The organism is Mycolicibacterium sp. HS_4_1 (assembly GCF_054515875.1).
Map to the genome: position 1 here is coordinate 1604922 of NZ_CM137261.1, position 21781 is coordinate 1626702.

The following is a 21781-nucleotide window of genomic DNA, read 5'->3' on the forward strand; positions in this document are numbered from 1 at the left end:
ACTCAAGCGAAATGGAGCGACGATGGTGCCGAGCGTTTCCCGACGGGTATCGCACCGCGAGCAGCACCTGGCGCTGGTGGCTGATCTGAAGGACAGGCTGGCCACCGCCGCGCTCGGTGGGTCGGAGCGCTCACGGGAGCGCCACGTCGGTCGGGGCAAGCTCTTGCCGCGCGACCGGGTCAACGGACTCCTCGACCCCGGCAGCCCATTCCTGGAGATCGCGCCGCTGGCCGCGGGCGGTATGTACGACGACGAATGCCCGGGCGCCGGGATGATCGCCGGCATCGGCAGGGTCTCGGGCCGCGAGTGCATGATCGTCGCCAATGACGCGACGGTGAAAGGCGGCACGTACTACCCGATCACGGTCAAGAAGCACCTGCGGGCGCAGGAGATCGCCAGCCAGAACCAGCTGCCGTGCGTGTACCTGGTGGACTCCGGCGGCGCGTTCCTGCCGCGCCAGGACGAGGTGTTCCCGGACCGCGAGCACTTCGGCCGCATCTTCTTCAACCAGGCCAACATGTCGGCGCGGGGCATTCCGCAGATCGCCGCGGTGCTCGGCTCCTGCACCGCCGGCGGTGCCTACGTTCCCGCCATGAGTGACGAGGCCGTCATCGTCCGCAATCAGGGCACCATCTTCCTGGGCGGTCCGCCACTGGTGAAAGCCGCTACCGGAGAGGTGGTTTCGGCCGAGGACCTCGGCGGTGGCGACCTGCACTCCAAGACTTCCGGTGTCACCGACCACCTGGCCCACGACGACCGCGACGCACTGCGCATCGTGCGCCGCATCGCCGCGACGTTCGGGCCGCGTGCGGAGACGCCGTGGGACGTCGCGCCGACAGTGGACGCGGTGTGCGACCAGACCGAGCTCTACGACGTCGTGCCGATCGACTCCAAGGTGCCGTACGACGTGCACGAGGTGATCACCCGCATCGTCGATGGCGGCGAATTCACTGAATTCAAGGCCGAATACGGCACCACGCTGGTGACGGGCTTCGCGCGCATCCACGGCCACCCGGTGGGCATCGTCGCCAACAATGGTGTGTTGTTCGGTGAATCCGCCCAGAAGGGCGCACATTTCATCGAACTGTGCGACAAGCGGTCGGTGCCACTGTTGTTCCTGCAGAACATCTCCGGCTTCATGGTCGGCCGCGACTACGAGGCGGGCGGCATCGCGAAGCACGGCGCCAAGATGGTCACCGCCGTGGCCTGCGCCAGGGTGCCGAAGCTGACCGTCGTGATCGGTGGCTCCTACGGCGCCGGCAACTACTCGATGTGCGGACGCGCGTATTCCCCACGCTTCCTGTGGATGTGGCCGAATGCCCGCATCTCGGTGATGGGCGGGGAGCAGGCCGCCTCGGTGCTGGCCACCGTGCGTGGCGAACTGACGCCCGAGGAGGAAGAGGCGATCAAGGCCCCGATCCGCCAGCAGTACGAAGATCAGGGCAACCCGTACTACTCGACGGCCCGGCTCTGGGACGACGGCGTCATCGACCCGGCAGACACCAGAACCGTGGTGGGACTGGCTCTTTCGGTTGTGGCACAGGCTCCGCTCGAGCCCGTGTCCTACGGCGTTTTCAGGATGTGAGATTGATGAAGACTTTCGACACCGTCTTGGTCGCCAATCGTGGCGAGATCGCAGTTCGCGTCATGCGCACCCTGCGTGCCATGGGTATTCGCTCGGTCGCGGTGTTCAGCGATGCCGACGCCGGTGCCAGGCATGTGCTCGAGGCCGACGTCGCGGTGAACATCGGCCCCGCCCCGGCCCGGCAGAGCTACCTGAGCATCGAGGCCATCGTGAGCGCGGCCCGGCGCACCGGTGCACAGGCCGTGCACCCCGGTTACGGATTCCTCTCGGAGAACGCCGAATTCGCGGCTGCACTGCATGACGCGGGCATCGTCTTCATCGGGCCGCCGGCCAAGGCCATCGGCACCATGGGCGACAAGATCACCGCCAAAGCAGCGGTGTCGGCCTTCGGAGTTCCAGTGGTTCCGGGTATCTCGCGTCCCGGCCTGACGGACGACGAGCTCATCGCGGGTGCGCCCGAGATCGGGTTCCCGGTGTTGGTGAAGCCGTCTGCCGGTGGCGGCGGTAAGGGCATGCGGGTGGTGCATTCCGCCAGTGAACTTGCGGCTGCCCTCACCTCGGCCCGGCGCGAGGCCGCGTCGGCGTTCGGCGACGACACCCTGTTCCTGGAACGGTTCGTGTTGAACCCCAGGCACATCGAGGTCCAGGTTGTCGCGGACAGCCACGGCAACGTCGTGCATCTCGGTGAGCGCGAATGCAGCCTGCAACGCCGGCACCAGAAGGTCATCGAAGAGGCCCCGTCGCCTGTGCTGGACGAGGCGACCCGGGCCCGGATCGGTGCGGCCGCGTGCGACACCGCCCGCAGCGTCGACTACCGCGGCGCCGGCACCGTCGAGTTCATCGTCTCGGCCGACCGGCCTGACGAGTTCTTCTTCATGGAGATGAACACCCGTCTTCAGGTGGAACACCCTGTCACCGAACTGGTGACGGGCATCGACCTGGTTGAACTTCAGGTGCGGGTAGCGGCCGGTGAGGCACTACCGGTGGCACAGGACGACATCACGATGACGGGCCACGCCATCGAGGCCCGCGTCTACGCCGAAGACCCGGCGCACGACTTCCTGCCGACTGGCGGCACCGTACTGGCGCTGGCCGAGCCCGCTGCGGACGTGAGGAGCGATGGGGAGTCTGTTGCCCGGGTGGATTCCGGCATCCGGGCCGGCTCGGTGATCGGTAGCGACTACGACCCGATGTTGTCGAAAATCATTGCCTACGGCCCGAACCGAGAGTCGGCGCGGCGTGGACTCGACCGGGCGCTGGCCGGCACCGCCGTGCTGGGCGTCGGAACCAACATCGACTTCCTGCGGTTCCTGCTGGCCGACGAGGACGTCATCGCCGGACGCCTCGACACCGGTCTGCTGGACCGCCGCACCGGCGACTATGTCGCCACACAGGCCGGAGACGACGAATTCATCGCGGCTGCCGCGTACCGCTGGCTGCACAGCTGGTCGGATGCCGGCGAGCTGTGGGCCACGCCGTCGGGCTGGCGGGTTGGCGAGCACGCACCGACAACCATCCGGCTGCGGGCCGGCGAGCGGACCGACCACGTGCACCTCACCGGTACGCCCAGTGCCGCCACGGCGCGCATCGAAGATGGCGAATCACGCAGTGTGACGGCGTCGTTGGACGGCGACCGGCTGGTGGTCACCGTCGACGGTCTGCGCACCGAATACCTGACCGCCTTCGAGGACCACCGGCTGTGGCTGGCCGGTGGCGGCCGCACCACGGTCATCGAGGACGTGCGGGAAGCCCCCGTCCGCGCCGACGACGAACACAGCGGCGACGCCGAGATCGTCAGCCCGATGCCCGGATCCGTTGTCGCCGTAGGTATCGAGGACGGTGCGACGGTCGGTGCCGGTGACGTCGTGGTCGCCGTCGAGGCCATGAAGATGGAACACGCGTTGTCGTCGCCGGTCGCCGGCACCGTGGAATTGCTTGTCGCCGTTGGCGATCAGGTCAAAGTGGGCCAGCCGCTGGCCCGGATTACCGCTGCGAGTAAGGAAGCTCCTCATGACTGATTTTCTGTCCACCGGCACCCTGCCGGACCACTACGCCGAGCTGGCCAAGACCGTTCGGGAGTTCGCGCAGACCGTCGTCGCGCCCGTCGCCGCACAGCACGACAAGGACCACACCTTCCCGTACAAGGTGATCGACGGCATGGCCGACATGGGCCTGTTCGGCCTGCCCTTCCCCGAGGAATACGGCGGCATGGGTGGCGACTACTTCGCCCTGTGCCTGGCTCTGGAAGAGCTGGGCAAGGTGGACCAGAGCGTGGCGATCACGCTGGAGGCGGGCGTCGGACTGGGCGCCATGCCGGTGTACCGATTCGGCACCGAGGAGCAGAAGCAGGAGTGGCTGCCGCTGCTCGCCAGCGGAAAGGCGTTGGGCGCCTTCGGCTTGACCGAGGCCGGCGGCGGTAGCGATGCCGGCGCCACCAAGACCACCGCGAAATTGGACGGTGACAGCTGGGTTATCAATGGCTCGAAGCAGTTCATCACCAACTCCGGCACTGACATCACCAAGCTGGTGACCGTCACCGCCGTGACTGGTGAAGGGCCCGACGGGAAGAAGGAGATCTCGTCGATCCTGGTGCCGGTGCCGACCCCGGGCTTCACCGCCGAACCCGCCTACGACAAGGTCGGCTGGAACGCCTCGGACACCCACCCGCTGAGCTTCGACGACGTGCGGGTACCGGCCGAGAACCTGCTCGGCGACCGCGGCCGTGGCTACGCAAACTTCCTGCGCATCCTCGACGAGGGCCGCATCGCCATCGCCGCACTGTCGGTCGGCGTGGCGCAGGGTTGCGTCGACGAGTGCGTGAAGTACTCGAAGGAGCGCGAAGCGTTCGGCCGCAAGATCGGTGGCTACCAGGCCATCGCCTTCAAGATCGCGCGGATGGAGGCCCGCGCTCACGTCGCCCGCACGGCGTACTACGACGCCGCGGCGCTGATGCTGGCGGGCAAGCCGTTCAAGAAGGCGGCCTGCATCGCGAAAATGATCGCCAGCGAGGCCGCCATGGACAACGCCCGCGACGCCACCCAGGTGTTCGGTGGCTACGGCTTCATGAACGAGTACCCGGTGGCCCGGCACTACCGCGATTCGAAGATCCTCGAAATTGGGGAGGGCACAACGGAAGTTCAGCTGATGCTGATCGCGCGGGAGGCCGGACTGTGAGCACCGGAGAAGCAGGACCCAAGAAAGTCGTAGAGCAGCGCGGGCTCTGGTACGAGGAGTTCGAGCCGGGCGTGATCTACAAACACCGGCCCGGCCGCACCGTCACCGAGGCCGACAACGTCCTGTTCACGACGCTGACCATGAACACGCAGGCGCTGCACCTGGACGCCGCCTTCTCCGACGCGTTGCCGCCGTTCCACGCGCGGCTGGTGAATTCGATGTTCACGCTGTCCACGCTGGTCGGTCTGTCGGTCGCGCAGCTGACGCAGGGCACGATCGTCGGGAACCTCGGTTTCTCCGACATCGCTTTCCCCAGGCCGCTTTTTCACGGTGACACGCTCTACGCGGAATCCGAGGTCCTCGAAAAACGCGAGTCCAAGAGCCGGCCGGGGGAGGGCATCGTCACGTTCGCTCACACCGGCCGCAACCAGCACGGCGATATCGTCGCCACGGCGACGCGCAAGACAATGGTCCGCAAGCGTCCGGCAGGCGAGAACTGATGACTCGGCGCGCACGCGAGGAGCAAAAATGACTCTGTCTGCTACCGGTCCGGGCTGGCTGTTTTGCCCGGCGGACCGGCCTGAGCGGTTCGAAAAAGCTGCTGCCGCAGCCGATGTGGTGATCCTCGACCTGGAAGACGGCTGTGCGGCCAAGGACCGGCCGGCCGCTCGCCAGGCGTTGATCGACACCCCGCTGGACCCGGCGCGCACCGTGGTGCGGCTGAATCCGTCGGACACCGCGGATCATCCGCTGGACCTGGAGGCGCTGGCCCGCACCCCGTACACCACGGTGATGCTGGCCAAAACCGAATCAGCCGAACAGGTTCGGGCGCTGGCGCCGCTGGATGTGGTGGTGCTGGTGGAGACCCCGCTCGGGGCGCTCGCCGTCACCGAGACCGCGCGGGTCGAGAACACCTACGCCGTCATGTGGGGGGCCGAGGACCTGTTCGCGGTGCTGGGCGGCACCGCCAACCGGTGGCCCGACGGCACGTACCGCGACGTCGCCAAGCATGTCCGGTCGCAATCGCTGTTGGCCGCCAAGGCTTTCGGCAAAGTTGCGCTGGACTCGGTCTACCTCGACATCAAGAACCTGGATGGCCTGCGGGCCGAGGTCGACGATGCGGTGGCCGTCGGATTCGACGCCAAGGTGGCCATCCACCCAACCCAGGTTGCGGTGATCCGGGACGGCTATGCACCGACTGAGAAGGACATCACGTGGGCGCGTGCGGTACTCGACGCCGCGACCCGCGAGCGCGGGGTCTTCCAGTATGACGGCCTGATGGTCGACATGCCGGTGCTCCGCCGGGCCCAGCGGATCGTCGCCCTGGCCCCTTGAGTTTCCGCCGAAACGGCATTCCAGCAGGAAAAGTCTGAGAACGGACCTGCTGGAATGCCGTTTCGGCGAGTCGGGGCGACACCGCCCCAATCCGTTACCTGCGATAACCGCGACCGGTGCGTCCTCAGGCGCATAATGGCGGTGATGCCCCAGCACTGCGGCGAGCAGAGCGGATCATCCGACTGATGCCACACCCCGGCATCGGCCGGCGGCCCCCACGACCCGGGGGTTGCCCTGGTCGCCACCGCGCTGAGCTTCTCGCGGACTGACGGCCGAACATGCCGTCACCGAAAGGAGGCGGTATGGCTGACGTGTCGGCCCACGACGTGGACAGCAACGTGGGGTTGGCGCCGGTTCAACTGGTTGCCCCCGATGGCGCACCGACCTCCGACGAGCGATATCGACGCGACCTGCCTCCTGAAACGCTGAGCTGGCTCTACGAAGAGATGGTCGTCACCCGCGACCTGGACGTCGAATTCGTCAATCTGCAACGTCAGGGTGAACTCGCGCTGTTCGCCTCGTGCCGTGGCCAGGAAGCCGCGCAGGTCGGTGCGGCGGCATGCCTGCGTAAAACCGACTGGCTGTTTCCCCAGTACCGGGAACTCGGCGCCCTACTGGTCCGCGGCATCACGCCGGCCCAGATCAGTGCCGTATGGCGGGGGCGGTGGCACGGCGGCTTGGGCTTCACCGAAAAACACTGTGCGCCAATATCGATCGACATCGGGTCGCACGGCCTGCACGCGGTCGGTGCGGCGATGGCCGCACAGCGGCTCGGTGAGGACTCGGTGACCGTGGCGTTCGTCGGCGACGGTGGGACGTCCGAGGGCGACATGCATGAGGCGCTCAACATGGCCGCCGTCGCGTCGGCGCCGTGCGTGTTCTTCGTGCAGAACAACCAGTGGGCCATCTCGGTGCCGGTGCGTCATCAGCAGGCGGGTCCGTCGATCGCGCACCGTGCCATCGGCTACGGCATGCCCGGCATCCGCGTCGACGGTAATGACGTACTGGCCTGCTACGCTGTCATGGCCGAGGCCGCGCAGCGCGCCCGCGACGGTGACGGTCCGACGCTGATCGAGGCCGTCACCTACCGGATGGGGCCGCACACCACATCCGACGACCCGACTCGGTATCGCGACCCGGAAGAGTTGAAGCACTGGGAGGCCCGCGATCCCATTGCGCGCTATCGGGTGTACCTGGAACACGTCGGGGTGTGGACACCGCGACTGCAGGAGCACGTCGAGAACCGCTCGCGCCGGCTCCGCGCTGATCTGCGGGACACCGTGCTGACCGCGGAGGACTTCGACATCGCGGAGATGTTCGACACCGTCTACGCCGACATCACACCCGAACTGGCCCGGCAGCGCGACGCGCTGTTGGCCGAACTGGATTGGGAGGGATGACATGACGCAGATCATCGAACGCCCGTCGTGGTCCGGTGACGCGGAGCCCGACGAGCCGAAGCCGCCGGCGACGACGTCCGCCACAGTTGCCACATTGTCAATGGTGCAGGCCATCAACCGGGCTCTGCACGACGCCATGGCCGCCGATGACCGGGTGCTGGTGTTCGGAGAAGACGTGGCGCAGCTCGGCGGGGTCTTCCGCGTCACCGACGGCCTACACGAAACCTTCGGGGAAGCGCGGTGTTTCGATACGCCGCTGGCCGAGTCGGCGATCGTGGGCATCGCCATCGGCATGGCGATCCGCGGCCTGGTGCCGGTACCGGAAATCCAGTTCGACGGATTCGCCGCACCAGCGTTCGACCAGATCGTCAGCCATCTCGCCAAATACCGGATGCGTACCCGCGGTGATGTCGACATGCCGGTGACCATCCGGATCCCGTCGTTCGGCGGAATCGGCGCGGTGGAGCATCATTCGGAATCCACCGAGTCCTATTGGCTGCACACCGCGGGGCTGAAAGTGGTGATTCCGTCGACGCCGTCGGACGCGTATTGGCTTTTGCGCGAAGCCATCTCGTCCCGCGATCCGGTGATCTTCCTGGAACCCAAACGCCGATACTGGACCAAGGGAGAGCTGGACACCAGCGTTCCCGCACCGCCGGTCGGGCAGGCCGCCGTGCGGCGCACCGGGCGCGACGTCACGGTCATCACCTATGGCTCGCTCGTCGACACCGCCATGGCAGCAGCCGACTTGGCCGACGGCCACGAATTGGAAGTCGTCGACCTGCGGTCGCTGAACCCGCTGGACTTCGACACCATCGCGGCCTCGATCCGCAAGACCGGGCGCGCGGTGGTCATGCATGAGGGCCCGCGCACCCTCGGCTTCGGCGCCGAACTGGCGGCCCGGATCTCTGAGGAGCTCTTCTACGACCTGGAGGCACCCGTGTTGCGCGCCACTGGTTTTGACACTCCCTACCCGCCGGCCCGGCTGGAGAAGCTGTGGCTGCCCGGCGTGGACCGGTTGCTGGACTGCGTGCACAAGGCGATGAGCCAGCCATGACCTCGACCCATGACTTCCTGGTGCCCGATCTCGGCGAAGGCTTGGAGGACGCGACCATCACCTCCTGGGCGGTGGCGGTGGGGGACGCCGTCGAACTCAACCAGGTCCTGTGCACCGTCGAGACCAACAAGGCGGCGGTCGAGATACCCAGCCCGTACCCCGGTGTGGTGACCGAACTCGGTGGGGCAGAAGGGCAGACGCTCGCCGTCGGCGCCATGCTCGTGCGCATCGCCCCCGATACGGCGGAAGCTCCTGAACCCGGGCCCGAGCCGAAAGCCAAAGCGCCGGTACGCAAACCCGTGCTCGTCGGATACGGGGCGGACGCGGATCTCGATACCACCCGGCGCCGCCCCCGCGCCAAACCGCGGGTGCGCAAGCTGGCGAGCGACCTGCACGTCGACTTGACCGGGGTGCCACCGTCAGGTCCCGACGGCATCGTCACGCGTGCGGACGTGCTGGCCTCGGCGCACCAGACCGGTGAGGCCGATGTGGTTCCCGTCAGTGGCGTGCAGGCAGAGATGGCACGCCGGATGACGATGTCGCGCAAGGAGATTCCGGACGCACACGCCTCGGTTCAGGTGGACTGCGCCGAATTGCTCCGGGTCCGCGACACCCTCGCCGGCGCGGACGTGACCGTCACACCGTTCGTGCTGACGCTGCGGCTGCTCACCATCGCGTTGCGCCATCATCGCGAGTTCAACGCCACCTGGGTTGCGGGCGGACACGGCGCCCGGGACGCACAAGTGCATCTGCACGACTCGGTGCACCTGGGTATCGGCGTCGCGACGTCGCGTGGACTGCTGGTGCCGGTGGTCCGGGACGCCGAGCGGCTCTGCACCCGTGAGCTGGCCTGGGCAGTGGACGGGCTGATCGGCGCTGCCCGGGATGGCTCGCTCAAACCTGCCCAGTTGCACGGGTCGACGTTCACGGTGTCGAACTTCGGGGCTCTCGGTCTGGATGACGGGGTGCCCGTCATCAACTATCCGGAGGCGGCGATTCTCGGGATGGGGACGCTCAAACCCCGTGCGGTCGTGCGCGACGGTGCGGTGGTGGCGCGGCCGACCATGACGCTCGCCTGTGCCTTCGACCACCGGATCGCCGACGGAGCCGGCGCAGCCGCGTTCCTCGGCGAATTGCGGGCGCTCATCGAGGCACCCGAGCTGGCGCTGCTCGACGCGTAGTAGTCAGCGCTGCTTGGCCGCGGCCAATCTCGCGGCGAACTCCGGTGATTCGATCGACGCCGCCTGCGGGACGATCTCGATGTCCACGGCCCGCGCGTGCTGCTCGTAATCCAGGACGCCGGGATGGTCCGTCGCACGCATCGACGCCTTGGTGGCCAGCACCACCTCGCGCGGTGCCGAAGCCGGCCCGGCAGCCAACGCCAATGCCGCGGCGACGGGGTCGTCGGCGACCTCCAGCGCCAGGCCGTGCCGCACCGAGGCGTCGGCGTCGAACTTCATGCCGAACAACAGCGCGGCCCGCGCCGCCTGGGGACCGATGGCCCGCTGCAGCATCCACGTCGCGCCGCCGCCCGGGTGAATCCCGAGCTTCTGGAACCGCGGGTCGAAGACCGCCGCCGGCCCGGCGATCCGGACGTCGGCGGCGAGTGCGAGATTGAGCCCCGCCCCGACGGCCGGGCCGTTCACCGCGGCGATGGTCGGCAGGGTGCAGTCGGCCACCGCGAGGAAGCCGTCGTAGATCACCCGCAGGCCGTTCACCGTGGCCTCGCCCAGAGCGGTCAGATCGGCGCCGGCACAGAACGCCTTGCCGGCGCCTGTCACGACGACGGCGTGCACGCCATGGTCGGCCTCAGCGGCGTTGATGGCGGCCCGCAGGCCGGCGGACATCTCCGCGGTCACCGCATTGCGGCGGTCGGGATCGTTGACCGTGATGAGTGCGACGCGGTCGATGACCTGCGTCAGTACGAGATCGGACACCACCACAGCCTATGGCCTGTGTTTTGACTGGCGTGAGTCAAAACCTTTACCGGGCGTCGTATCTGCGAAAGAACTGTGTGGTTCCTTTGCTGTTGGTTTTGAGAGGCGTCTGAGTTCATGTTGAAGCGTTTTGCCGTGGTTGCTGCTGTGGGCATGTTGCTCCCGTTGGGGGCCGCGACCACTGCGTTCGCCGACCCCGAACTCGTCGGTGACGCGGGCCCGCGGCCGGACACCGGCGTGGTGGCGTCGGAAGAACCAGCGACGGTGACGACCCCCGACGGCTGGACCCTCACCGTGGTGGCGAAGAACGAGACCGAGCTCCCCGTCGCACCTCTCACGACCGCGGTCAGCTCGCGCGAGTACCTCGTGGGCGGGACGTTCACGGGCACGGTGACGGGCAAGGGCAAGACCGCGCTCAACGGCGGCACGCTGGAGGCCGGCTACCAGATTGGCTGCGGCATCGAGCTGGGCCAGGTGAAACTCATCGGACAAGCCGGTATCTCGGCCACCTCGTCGTTCGTCGCGCCGATCCCCACCGGCGTCTCTTTCCCGATGTCCGGCACCGTGGAAATCCACCCGAAGCCGGGCACGGTCACCACCGTGCCCGTCGACAAGAAGGCCTTCAAGGCCGCGCCGGTGCGCGTCACCCTCAAGGACACGCACGTCAAGGTCGACGGCTGCGTCGGCCAGTCGTTCCTGCGCTCATACGCGGTGCTGACCAGCTCGACCTCCGACACCGACGACATCGTCGCCTACTACGGCGTGACGAAGGCCGTCTGACCCACAACCTCCCGCCGAAACGGCAGTCCAGCAGGCGTCTTCTCGAACTTTTCTGCTGGAATGTCCCCCGCAAGCGGGTGGTACCCCCAGTTTCGGCGCGCCGATCACCCCCGACCGGGCACAATGCCGGGGTCCGTAGAAGGGGGAGCATGAGCGACGACGCCGAATCGCCGGCAATGCGGCAACGCGTCGAGGACCGGTACCGGCAGCTGGCCGAGATGCGCCAGCTGCGGCCTATCGTCGCCGTCGTCAACCGCTTCAACGAGATCGACGGCGGCACGCTCGGGACCGTGGTGTCGGTCCAGCTGTTCACCACGGTGATCCCCCTGGCGATCATCGGCTTCAGCTATCTCACCGGATTCGCCGACAATGCCAGCCCTGGCGTCGTGGTGAGCCGGCAACTTGGTCTGGCGTCGCCGCTGACCGACCACGTGCGGGCCGCTTTCGGCCGCGCGTCGGGCCTGCGGTCCAACTGGACGTTCTTTGGCGTCGCAAGCTTCCTGGTGTGGGGCATCCCGATGTCGATGACCATCGCCGGCATCTTTGCCAGGGCGTGGCGGCGCGAGTCCTTCGGCTGGGGCGGCAAGCTGTGGCGCGGTGTGACGTGGTTCGCGCTGTACCTGACCATGATCGGGTTGCGGGAGCGCATCGCCTTCGGCGGCGTGCACCACGGGTGGAGTCTCGCCGCGCACTTCGCGGTGTCGATGATCCCGGTCTGGATCTTCTGGACCATGACGCCCGCGCTGTTGGTGCGCGACGGCGGCCGGGCGTGGCGTGCCCTGCTGCTCGCGGGTTTGGCGGGCGTGGTGATAGAGGGGACCGTCCTGCCGCTGGCCGCCCGGATGATCTTCCCGCCGCTGTTGCGCGGGTGGGACGACTTCGGCCCGATCGGGGTGGCGATGGCGCTGCTCACCTGGTGCGGGATCAGTGGCGCGGGCTGGGTCATCACCGCGTGCGTCGGCGCCGTCCTGTGGGAGCGGGCGGCGCCGTCGCAGACGGTCATCGAGTCGGAGACGGACGCCATCGACGAGCCGGCGCTGCCGCACCAGCAAAAAGCGCCCCCGGCAGGAATCGAACCTGCGACCTAGGGATTTGGAATCTGGGGTTCGGGCTGTTCCGGAAATGTGCTTGTTTATGCTGGTAGGCGGTGGTTTTGATTCTGGCTGGTTCGGCATCGGACCGGCTGAATCCGGTCGATTCTTGGTCATAATCGCCGAATAAACAGCCGCGCCGGCGCGGCACGTCTGGGTCTAGTGCCGACCTTCGTGGTAGTCGGTTCCACTACCCAGTGACGCTGCCTCGCGTTCGTTTGACGTCCATCCATGCCCGTCGGGTGGGTCCAATGACATCGTCGTTGGCGTGGTTTATGACGTTCTCGGGCCACAGCCCGATGGCGGCTGTTCCTAGTTGCGGCCACCAGTTCGCAGCCGTGTTCGACACCTGGCGAACGTTGACTCCGCTGGCTAAAGCCGCGAAGTGCAGCCAGACATCGTCCGCGTGCGGACAGACCGCGAGGAAGCTGTCGCCGCGACGCCGCAACTCCGATAACAGTTCCGGCGGATAGGCGACACCGGAGACGCCGGTTGCGAAGACGCGATCGGAGGGTTCGCTGGTCGTGCACATGGGCCACGTCGAATAGGACGTGTCGGAACGAATCCGCGCGCGATACGCAGTGACCTCACCGGGGCGATGCGCCGCCACCAGCTTCGACAGCCAATTCCGCGGGTAGTACACGTCGTCATCGGCAGTGACCAGAGTGCGCGTCGGTTCATCCGCCATGACGTAGGGGAAGTACTTGCTGTGTGGGCCGAACTGCCCACAGTGTTTGATCTCCAGGCCACGCCGCATCAGCCGGCGCAGCGTGCGGGGCGGTTTCTCGATCGCGGCTTCGTCGGCCAACCAAAGGATCACGCGCCGAGGCAGTTCGACACCGCGCCCTATCGTCTCGATTGTTTTCCACACCGTGTGAATCCGCAGCCCGTGACTTGTCAGCGAAACGTCTACGTCGCAGCTGCCGACGACGGGTTGTCGGGACCGAAGGTTGATGACGCGAAGCCACCAACTGTATGCCGTGAGCTGGAACGGCAGGAGGATCCATCGCAGCGGTCCGCCCGGAAAATCACCGTCGTTCGTCATGTCAAATAACCCCATACCGACCTCCCGCGGCTACTGTGCCAGAACTGTCGGCCCACTGCCGGGCGCAGGCACCGCTCTGGTGACAAGCGCCTTTTTCGGTTGCCGTGAATGGATCGGGACTGTAGCTGGCTCCCGAACCATCTGGATGCGGTCACTGAGCTGAACGGCGACCTCCGCCCAGGTTGCGTCTTCCTGCACGCGCCGCTGCAACGCTCCCCAGGGACGAGGGACTTTCAGCATCACCCGACATAGAAATGTCAGCCATCAGCCGACGTAATACACGACAAAAAGCGCCCCCGACAGGATTCGAACCTGCAACCTACGGAGTAGAAATCCGCTGCGCTATCCGTTGCGCCACGGGGGCAACGCGCACGAAGTCTAACCTGGCGCCTCGTCGCCGTGGGCATCGCAACAGAGGTATTGACCCCCGCCGTTCCCGGCATCGGACTAGCGTTAGGGGCCACCGCTGGGCGACGACGGAGGAGAGCGACAGCCATGAGCGACGTGCCGGACTTTGACACGGCCGGGTTGCCCGAAGAGTTGAGTGCAGTCGATCAGTTGATGCATCGCGGCGAAGCCAATCCTCGCACCCGTTCCGGCATCATGGGCGTCGAACTGTTGGACGTCACCCCGGACTGGGAGCTGTACCGGGCGCGGTTCGAGCAGGCCTCCCGCAAGGCGATTCGCCTGCGTCAGAAAGTCGTGATGCCGAGCCTGCCGACGGCCGCCGCGCGCTGGGTCGTCGACCCGGACTTCAATCTGGATTTCCACGTGCGGCGGGTGCGCGCCCCGGGCGCGGGCACGCTGCGTGAGGTCTTCGACTTCGCCGAGCTGGCGCTGCAGTCGCCGCTCGACATCTCCCGTCCGCTGTGGACGGCCACGTTGGTCGAAGGGCTGCCGGGCGGCCGCGCTGCCAACATCGTGCACATGAGCCACGCCGTCACCGACGGTGTGGGCAGCATGGAGATGTTCGCCAACCTCTACGACCTGGAGCGCGACCCGGCGCCGAGGCCGGCGGCGCCGCTGCCGATCCCCGAAGATCTGTCGCCGAACGACCTTGCGCGCCAAGGCATCAACGCGTTGCCCAAGGGCATCGCCAACAACGTGCTGGATGCGACTCGTGGTGCCGCCGGTCTGGTCGGGCGCATGGTGCGCGACCCGGTCGACGCGGTCGGCGGAGTGGTCGACTATGTCCGGTCGAGTCGGCGGGTGATGACGCCGGCGGCGCCGCCGTCGCCGGTGCTGCGCCGCCGTGGTCTGGCGTCGCGTAGTGAGGCCATCGACATCAAGTTCGGTGACCTGCACAAGGCGTCCAAGGCCGCCGAAGGCTCCATCAACGACGCCTACCTCGCTGCCCTGTGCGGTGCGCTGCGCCGCTACCACGAGGCCAAGGGCGTTCCCGTCGCCTCGCTGCCGATGGCAGTTCCGGTGAATGTGCGCTCCGACTCGGATCCGGCCGGCGGCAACAGATTTGCCGGTGTGAACATCGCCGCGCCCATCGGCGTCGTCGACCCGCGCAAGCGCATCCAGAAGGTGCGCGCGCAGATGACCCGCAAGCGCGAGGAGCGCGCCATCGAGGTGGTCGGTGTCGTGGCGCCGCTGTTGAACCTGGTGCCGGACCCCCTGCTGGAGTCGATGGCGGGCTCGGTGGTGAACTCGGATGTGCAGGCGAGCAATGTCCCCGGCCCGCCGGTCGACACTTTCATCGCCGGGGCAAAGGTGTTGCGGCATTACGGAATCGGGCCACTTCCCGGCGTCGCGATGATGGCGGTGCTCATCTCGCGCAGCGGCTGGGTCACCATCAGCACCCGCTATGACCGGGCGTCGATCGACGATCCCGAACTCTGGGCCCGCTGCCTGGTGGACGGCTTCAACGAGGTGCTGGCCCTGGGTGGGGACGGCCGGGCGATCCCGGCATCGTTCGAGTTGCCGGACGAACCGGCCGAGTCGGCAGTGAACGGGGGTGCCGCGCAATGAGTTCGGACGACGACTACGCGGGCGAGTTCCGCAACGCCCGGTTGCCGGGGTCGGTGGCGGAAATCCTGGCCAGTCCACAAGGCCCACAGGTCGGGGCGTTCTTCGACATGGATGGCACCTTGGTGGCCGGGTTCACCGGCGTGATCATGACGCAGGACCGGTTGCGCCGCCGCCAGATGGGTGTCGGCGAATTCATCGGCATGGTGCAGGCCGCGGTGAACCACCAGCTGGGGCGCGCCGAGTTCGAGGACCTGATCGGCCGCGGGGCGCGGATGCTGAACGGCAATTCGCTCAGCGACCTCGACGAGCTGGGTGAGCGGTTGTTCATCCAGCACATCAAGAAACGCATCTATCCGGAGATGCGCGAGCTCGTCCGCGCGCACATGGCGCGCGGGCACACCGTCGTGCTGAGCTCGTCGGCGCTGACGGTTCAGGTGGAACCGGTAGCGAACTTCCTCGGCATCAAGAACGTGCTGTGCAACAAGTTCGAGACCGACGAGTACGGGCTCATCACCGGCGAGGTGGTCAGGCCCGTGCTGTGGGGGCCCGGAAAGGCCAATGCCGCACAGCATTTCGCGGCGAACAACGGCGTCGATCTGGCGAAGAGTTACTTCTACGCAGACGGCGACGAAGACGTCGCCCTGATGTACCTGGTCGGCAACCCGCGGCCCACCAACCCGGCGGCGAAGCTGGAATCTGTTGCCGACAAACGTGGTTGGCCGGTGCTGAAGTTCTCCAGCCGCAGTGGCAGCAGCCCCATCGCGCAGCTGCGAACCATCGCCGGCATTGCATCGCTGGCGCCGGTCGCGGCCGGTGCCGTCGGGCTCGGTCTGTTGACCGGCAACCGGCGCACCGGAGTCAACTTCTTCACCTCGGCGTGGAGCAAGGCATTGATGGCCACGCTGGGTATCGACCTCAACGTGCTCGGCGCGGAAAACCTTCGCGCGCAACGGCCCGCGGTGTTCATCTTCAACCACCGCAACCAGGCCGACCCGATGATCGCCGGCGCGCTGGTGAGCGACAACTTCACCTCGGTGGGCAAGAAGGAGCTCGAAAGCAACCCGATCATGGGCACCATCGGCAAGGTGATGGACGCCGCGTTCATCGACCGCGACGATCCGGCCTCGGCCATCGAGAGCCTACGCAAGATGGAAGACCTTGCCCGTAAAGGTCTTTCGATCCTGATCGCGCCCGAGGGCACCCGCCTGGACACGACCGAGGTCGGCGAGTTCAAGAAGGGGCCGTTCCGGATGGCCATGGCCGCCGGCATTCCCGTCGTGCCGATCGTCATCCGGAATGCGGAGGTGATCGCCGCGCGCGATTCGTCGACCTTCCATGCGGGGAAGGTCGACGTCGTGGTCTTCCCGCCGATTTCAGTCGAAGATTGGACGCTCGACGACCTGTCCGAGCGCATCGCCGAGGTGCGGCAGCTCTACCTCGACACCCTCCGAAATTGGCCGCACGACAAGGTGCCCGACAATCCGCTGTACCACCGGACGGCGCCGCCGGCTACCGAGGACTCGACCGACACCGACGGCGATACCCCCCGCAGCGCCAAGGGCCGACGGTGAAGCACACCGCTGACGATCTCGCGAGCTTCGACCCGACCGACGACGCGCTGGTGCTGACCGCGGTCGGCTCCGCCGCCGAGTGGGACCTGCTGAACGATTGGCTGGCGCACCAACGCAAACAGCATCCGGACACCCGCCTCGAGGTGCTCCGACTGCCGACCGAGGGGGAGCCGTCGCCCGGCACCCTGGCCCGCCTGGTCGAGTTGCTCGGCGCCGACGAGAGCCGTTCGGTGGTTCCCGTCCGGGTGTTCTGGGTGCCCGCCGGTCTGCCGACGCGCTCCAAGATCGTGTCGCTGATCTCGGGCCGCGACCGCTACCGGCCACCGGAGCTGCTGCAGCGCCGCATCCTGCGCAAGGACCCGTTGCGGGCCCGGGTGGTGGCCGGCGAACCTGCCACCGTCGGGCAGCTGCGGCAACAGTGGAAGGACACCACGACCGCCGAAAACCCAAGGGAATTCGCGCGGTTCGTACTGCGCCGGGCGCAGCTCGCCATCGAGCGCGTGGAGCTGCGGTTGCTCGGTCCCGAGTACAAATCGCCGCGGCTCGTCAAGCCCGAGGTGCTGGCGTCGGCGCGGTTCCGGGAAGGCCTGGAGAAGATCCCGGGCGCGACGGTCGAGAAGGCCGGCGAGATGCTCGACGAGCTGTCGACGGGGTGGAGCCGGTTCTCCGTCGACTTCATCCCGAAGATCGGGCGCGCCATCTTCAGCAGGGGATTCGACCCCAAGGTGGACTACGACCGCGAGCAGGTCGAGGCCATGCGGCACTCGCTGGAGCTGCACCCGGCCGTGCTGCTGTTCTCGCACCGGTCGTACCTCGACGGCGTGATCGTGCCGGTGGCGATGCAGGAGAACCGCCTGCCGCCCGTGCACACTTTCGCCGGGATCAATCTCGCGTTCGGTCTGATGGGGCCGATCTTCCGGCACTCGGGCGTCATCTTCATCCGGCGCAACATCGCCGGGGACCCGTTGTACAAGTACGTACTCAAAGAGTACGTCGGGTACATCGTGGAGAAGCGCTTCAACCTCAACTGGTCCATCGAGGGCACCCGCTCGCGCACCGGAAAGATGTTGCCGCCCAAGCTCGGTCTGCTGGCCTACGTCGCCGACGCCTACCTCGACGGCCGCAGCGAGGACATCCTGCTGCAGCCCGTCTCCATCAGCTTCGACCAGTTGCACGAGACTGCGGAGTACGCCGCCTACGCCCGCGGCGGCGAGAAGACCCCCGAAGGTCTGAGCTGGCTGTACCACTACATCAAGGCCCAGGGCGACCGGAACTTCGGCAAGATTTATGTGCGCTTCCCCGAAGCGGTGTCCATGCGGGAACAGCTGGGGCCGCCCGACGGTGCGGTGGCCAGCGACCCGGCGGTCAAGCGGCTCGCACTGCAGAAGATGGCCTTCGAGGTGGCCTGGCGCATTCTGCGGGCCACCCCGGTCAACGCCACGGCTCTGGTATCGGCACTGCTGCTGACCACCCGTGGCTTGGCGCTGACGCTGGACCAGTTACACCACACCCTGCAGGATGCACTGGATTACCTTGAGCGCAAACAGATTCCGATGACCAACTCGGTGCTGCGGCTGCGCACCCCCGAAGGGGTCCGGGCCACGCTCGATGCGATGTCCGGGGGACATCCGGTGACCGCGGTGGACGGCGGCCGCCAGCCCGTCTGGTACATCGCGCCGCAGGACGAGCACGAGGCGGCGTTCTATCGCAACACCACCATCGACGCGTTCCTGGAGACCGCGATCGTCGAATTGGCCATGGCGCATGCCGCCAAGGCGGAATCCGATCCGGTGGAGGCGTTCTGGTCGCAGGTGATGCGGCTGCGCGACCTGCTCAAGTTCGAGTTCTACTTCGCCGACTCGGCGTCGTTCCGCGCGCACATCCTCGAAGAGATGTCGTGGCAGGACAACTGCGAGCAGCAATTGGCCGAGGGTGGCGAGGCCATCTACGCGATGCTGCGGGCCAAGCGTCCGATCATCGCCGGTGCCATGCTGCGGCCGTTCCTGGAAGCCTACGAGCTGGTCGCCGACGTGTTGCGGGGCACGCCGCCCAATATCAGCGAGAAAGACCTGACGAAGCGGGCGCTCGGGGTCGGCCGGCAGTACGTCGCGCAGGGCCGGATTCGCAGCAACGAGTCGGTGTCGGCGCTGCTGTTCACGACGGCGCGGCAGGTGGTGGCCGACCAGAAGCTGCTGGAACCGGCACCCGATCTGGAGGAGCGGCGCGCGGCTTTTCTGGCCGAGCTGCGGTCGATCCTGGCGGACATGGCGACTGTCGACTCGATCGGCTGGATCAAGTTCGACGTCCGGGAGTTGCAGCGGCGCAAGACCAAGAAAACGATCGAGGCGGACTGACGCCGTCCCCGGTTATCCACAGTTCGCGATTCATCCACAGCCGGCGCCGCCCTTCGAGCGGCGCCGGTTCTTTTGTCGGTGCCGGGCGGGTCAATGACGCACAGGCCGACGAGAACGCCGGCAACACCGAAATGGATGGAGAAGCACATGTTCGAGACACCCTTCACTGTGGTCGGCAACGTGATCACCGACGTGGTCGCGCGCCGGGCCGGGGAGAGCAACCTCGTGACGTTCCGCATGGCGAGCAATTCGCGGAAGAAGACCGACGACGGTTGGGAGCCGGGCAACTCGCTGTACGTCACGGTGAACTGCTGGGGCCGGGTGGCCGATGGGGTGGCAGGGCGACTGTTCAAAGGCGACCCGGTGGTGGTCGTGGGCTACATCTACACCAGCGAGTACGTGGACAAGGAAGGCAACCGGCGCTCGTCGATGGAGGTACGGGCGACGTCGGTCGGCCCGGACATGGCGCGGTGCCAGGTCAAGGTCGATCCCCGGCGGCCGAGTTCCCTTGACGTCGAGGCCGGCCCGGACGTGCCACCGCAAGACCAGCAGCCCGCGACCGAGAATGCGGACGGGCTGGCGCTGTCGGTGTAGGCGGAACGACGGGGCGCCTGACGAGGCCCTTCACCGGGGCGCCCCGACCGCGCCACCGGGCGATTTTGTGCCTTGCCTAGGATGGTCAGCGAGTTTTCGTGAGACCGCGCCAGATCGATCGCGCTGGGTCCGTGCTGCGAGAACGCTACGACGAACAGCCAACGAAAGGCATGACGACGGCATGGCCGAATTCATCTACACGATGCGCAAGGTCCGTAAGGCGCACGGCGACAAGGTCATCCTCGACGACGTCACCCTGAACTTCCTGCCCGGCGCGAAGATCGGTGTCGTCGGCCCCAACGGCGCCGGTAAGTCCAGCGTCCTGAAGATCATGGCCGGCATCGACAAGGCCAACAACGGTGACGCTTTCCTCGCGCCCGGCGCCAGCGTCGGCATCCTCATGCAGGAGCCCGAGCTGGACGAGACCAAGACGGTCCGCGAGAACGTGGAGGCCGGTGTCGCGGTCAAGGGCAAGCTCAACCGGTACAACGAGGTCGCCGAGCTGATGGCGACCGACTACACCGACGAGCTCATGGAAGAGATGGGCAAGCTCCAGGAGGAGCTCGACGCCGCCGACGCCTGGGACATCGACTCCCAGCTGGAGCAGGCCATGGACGCGCTGCGCTGCCCGCCGCCGGACGAGCCCGTCACCCACCTGTCCGGTGGTGAGCGTCGCCGTGTCGCGCTGTGCAAGCTGCTGCTGAGCAAGCCCGACCTGCTGCTGCTCGACGAGCCCACCAACCACCTGGACGCCGAGAGCGTGCTGTGGCTCGAGCAGCACCTCGCCGACTACAAGGGCGCGATCCTGGCCGTCACCCACGACCGGTACTTCCTGGACAACGTCGCCGAGTGGATTCTGGAGCTCGACCGCGGCCGCGCCTACCCGTACGAGGGCAACTACTCCACCTACCTGGAGAAGAAGGCCGACCGTCTCGAGGTTCAGGGCAAGAAGGACCAGAAGCTGCAGAAGCGGCTGAAGGACGAGCTGGCCTGGGTGCGTTCGGGCGCCAAGGCCCGCCAGGCCAAGAACAAGGCCCGCCTCGGACGCTACGAGGAGATGGTCGCGGAAGCCGAGAAGACGCGGAAGCTCGACTTCGAAGAGATCCAGATTCCGACGCCGCCGCGCCTGGGCAACGTCGTCGTCGAGGTCGACCACCTGGAGAAGGGCTTCGACGGCCGCACGTTGATCAAGGACCTGTCCTTCACCCTGCCGCGTAACGGCATCGTCGGCGTCATCGGCCCGAACGGTGTGGGTAAGTCCACGCTCTTCAAGACCATCGTCGGCTTGGAGCAGCCGGACGACGGCACCGTGAAGGTCGGCGAGACCGTCAAGCTGTCATACGTCGACCAGAGCCGCGCGGGTATCGACCCGAAGAAGACGGTTTGGGAGGTCGTCTCCGACAAGCTCGACTACATCGAGGTCGGCCAGAACGAAATCCCGTCGCGCGCCTACGTGTCGGCGTTCGGTTTCAAGGGCCCGGATCAGCAGAAGCCGGCAGGCGTGCTCTCCGGTGGTGAGCGCAACCGGCTGAACCTGGCGCTGACCCTCAAAGAGGGCGGCAACCTGATCCTGCTGGACGAGCCGACCAACGACCTGGACGTGGAAACCCTGTCTTCGCTGGAGAACGCGCTCGAGCAGTTCCCCGGCTGCGCCGTGGTCATCAGCCACGACCGCTGGTTCCTCGATCGCACCTGCACCCACATCCTCGCGTGGGAAGGCGACGACGAGGACGAGGCCAAATGGTTCTGGTTCGAGGGCAACTTCGGTGCCTATGAAGAGAACAAAGTGGAACGACTCGGCATCGAAGCGGCGCGTCCGCACAGAGTGACCCACCGCAAGCTGACGCGCGACTAACGTCGCACGTACGTGCCGATTGGGGC

The 21781-nt window shown here is 66.9% G+C and carries 17 protein-coding genes and 1 tRNA gene; 15 read left to right on the forward strand and 3 right to left on the reverse strand.

From position 1 onward, the window contains the following. The first annotated feature begins 22 nt into the window (after positions 1-22). From ACX12F_RS07655 to ACX12F_RS07690, 8 genes are all read left to right on the forward strand, one after another. Positions 23-1585 (forward strand): carboxyl transferase domain-containing protein, encoded by a 1563-nt coding sequence (locus ACX12F_RS07655; protein ID WP_459369006.1) that lies wholly within the window; start codon positions 23-25, stop codon positions 1583-1585. A gap of 5 nt (positions 1586-1590) precedes the next feature. Next, positions 1591-3603, forward strand: coding sequence for an acetyl/propionyl/methylcrotonyl-CoA carboxylase subunit alpha (locus ACX12F_RS07660; protein WP_459369007.1), 2013 nt, complete (start codon positions 1591-1593; stop codon positions 3601-3603). Continuing rightward, a complete protein-coding gene (locus ACX12F_RS07665; RefSeq protein WP_459369008.1) occupies positions 3596-4759 on the forward strand; it encodes an acyl-CoA dehydrogenase family protein in 1164 nt (387 codons plus the stop codon). Before ACX12F_RS07660 ends, ACX12F_RS07665 begins: the two co-directional genes overlap by 8 nt. Then, positions 4756-5259: a MaoC family dehydratase gene (locus ACX12F_RS07670; protein WP_459369009.1), complete on the forward strand. Its 504-nt coding sequence runs from the start codon at positions 4756-4758 to the stop codon at positions 5257-5259. The genes ACX12F_RS07665 and ACX12F_RS07670 overlap by 4 nt, the downstream gene beginning before the upstream one ends. Positions 5260-5287: 28 nt before the next feature. Next, entirely contained in the window at positions 5288-6094 is an 807-nt protein-coding gene (locus tag ACX12F_RS07675; protein ID WP_459369010.1) for an HpcH/HpaI aldolase/citrate lyase family protein, read from the forward strand. 302 nt (positions 6095-6396) lie between these two features. Further along, a complete protein-coding gene (gene pdhA / locus ACX12F_RS07680) occupies positions 6397-7494 on the forward strand; it encodes a pyruvate dehydrogenase (acetyl-transferring) E1 component subunit alpha (protein ID WP_459369011.1) in 1098 nt (365 codons plus the stop codon). A gap of 1 nt (position 7495) precedes the next feature. Then, positions 7496-8551: an alpha-ketoacid dehydrogenase subunit beta gene (locus ACX12F_RS07685; RefSeq protein WP_459369012.1), complete on the forward strand. Its 1056-nt coding sequence runs from the start codon at positions 7496-7498 to the stop codon at positions 8549-8551. Next, entirely contained in the window at positions 8548-9732 is a 1185-nt protein-coding gene (locus tag ACX12F_RS07690; RefSeq protein ID WP_459369013.1) for a dihydrolipoamide acetyltransferase family protein, read from the forward strand. The genes ACX12F_RS07685 and ACX12F_RS07690 overlap by 4 nt, the downstream gene beginning before the upstream one ends. Positions 9733-9735: 3 nt before the next feature. Here ACX12F_RS07690 and ACX12F_RS07695 read toward each other — a convergent pair whose 3' ends face one another. Further along, entirely contained in the window at positions 9736-10488 is a 753-nt protein-coding gene (locus tag ACX12F_RS07695) for an enoyl-CoA hydratase (RefSeq protein WP_459369014.1), read from the reverse strand. Positions 10489-10605: 117 nt separating this feature from the next. On the opposite strand from ACX12F_RS07695, the gene ACX12F_RS07700 reads away from it, so the two are divergent. Both ACX12F_RS07700 and ACX12F_RS07705 read left to right on the forward strand, forming a co-directional pair. Next, the gene (locus tag ACX12F_RS07700) at positions 10606-11268 is read left to right on the forward strand and encodes an MspA family porin (RefSeq protein WP_459369015.1); all 663 of its coding nucleotides are present in this window, start codon (positions 10606-10608) and stop codon (positions 11266-11268) included. A 149-nt stretch (positions 11269-11417) separates the two neighbouring features. Beyond that, on the forward strand, positions 11418-12356 hold the full coding sequence (locus ACX12F_RS07705; RefSeq protein WP_459369016.1) for a hypothetical protein: 939 nt from the start codon (positions 11418-11420) through the stop codon (positions 12354-12356). 193 nt (positions 12357-12549) lie between these two features. Here ACX12F_RS07705 and ACX12F_RS07710 read toward each other — a convergent pair whose 3' ends face one another. Then, positions 12550-13179 carry a hypothetical protein gene (locus tag ACX12F_RS07710; RefSeq protein ID WP_459369017.1) on the reverse strand — a complete coding sequence of 210 codons (630 nt, stop codon included), beginning with the start codon at positions 13177-13179 and terminating at the stop codon, positions 12550-12552. Between the two features lie 516 nt (positions 13180-13695). After that, positions 13696-13768: transfer RNA gene (locus ACX12F_RS07715), tRNA-Arg, on the reverse strand. Between the two features lie 131 nt (positions 13769-13899). On the opposite strand from ACX12F_RS07715, the gene ACX12F_RS07720 reads away from it, so the two are divergent. The 5 genes from ACX12F_RS07720 to ettA all read left to right on the forward strand — a co-directional run bounded on the left by ACX12F_RS07720 (position 13900) and on the right by ettA (position 21755). Continuing rightward, on the forward strand, positions 13900-15381 hold the full coding sequence (locus ACX12F_RS07720) for a wax ester/triacylglycerol synthase family O-acyltransferase (RefSeq protein ID WP_459369018.1): 1482 nt from the start codon (positions 13900-13902) through the stop codon (positions 15379-15381). Continuing rightward, the gene (locus tag ACX12F_RS07725; protein ID WP_459369019.1) at positions 15378-16952 is read left to right on the forward strand and encodes an HAD-IB family hydrolase; all 1575 of its coding nucleotides are present in this window, start codon (positions 15378-15380) and stop codon (positions 16950-16952) included. Before ACX12F_RS07720 ends, ACX12F_RS07725 begins: the two co-directional genes overlap by 4 nt. Next, entirely contained in the window at positions 16949-19306 is a 2358-nt protein-coding gene (locus ACX12F_RS07730) for a glycerol-3-phosphate 1-O-acyltransferase (RefSeq protein ID WP_459369020.1), read from the forward strand. The genes ACX12F_RS07725 and ACX12F_RS07730 overlap by 4 nt, the downstream gene beginning before the upstream one ends. A gap of 147 nt (positions 19307-19453) precedes the next feature. Next, entirely contained in the window at positions 19454-19900 is a 447-nt protein-coding gene (locus ACX12F_RS07735) for a single-stranded DNA-binding protein (protein ID WP_459369021.1), read from the forward strand. 181 nt (positions 19901-20081) lie between these two features. After that, positions 20082-21755, forward strand: coding sequence for an energy-dependent translational throttle protein EttA (gene ettA, locus ACX12F_RS07740; protein WP_459369022.1), 1674 nt, complete (start codon positions 20082-20084; stop codon positions 21753-21755). Positions 21756-21781 lie beyond the last annotated feature (26 nt).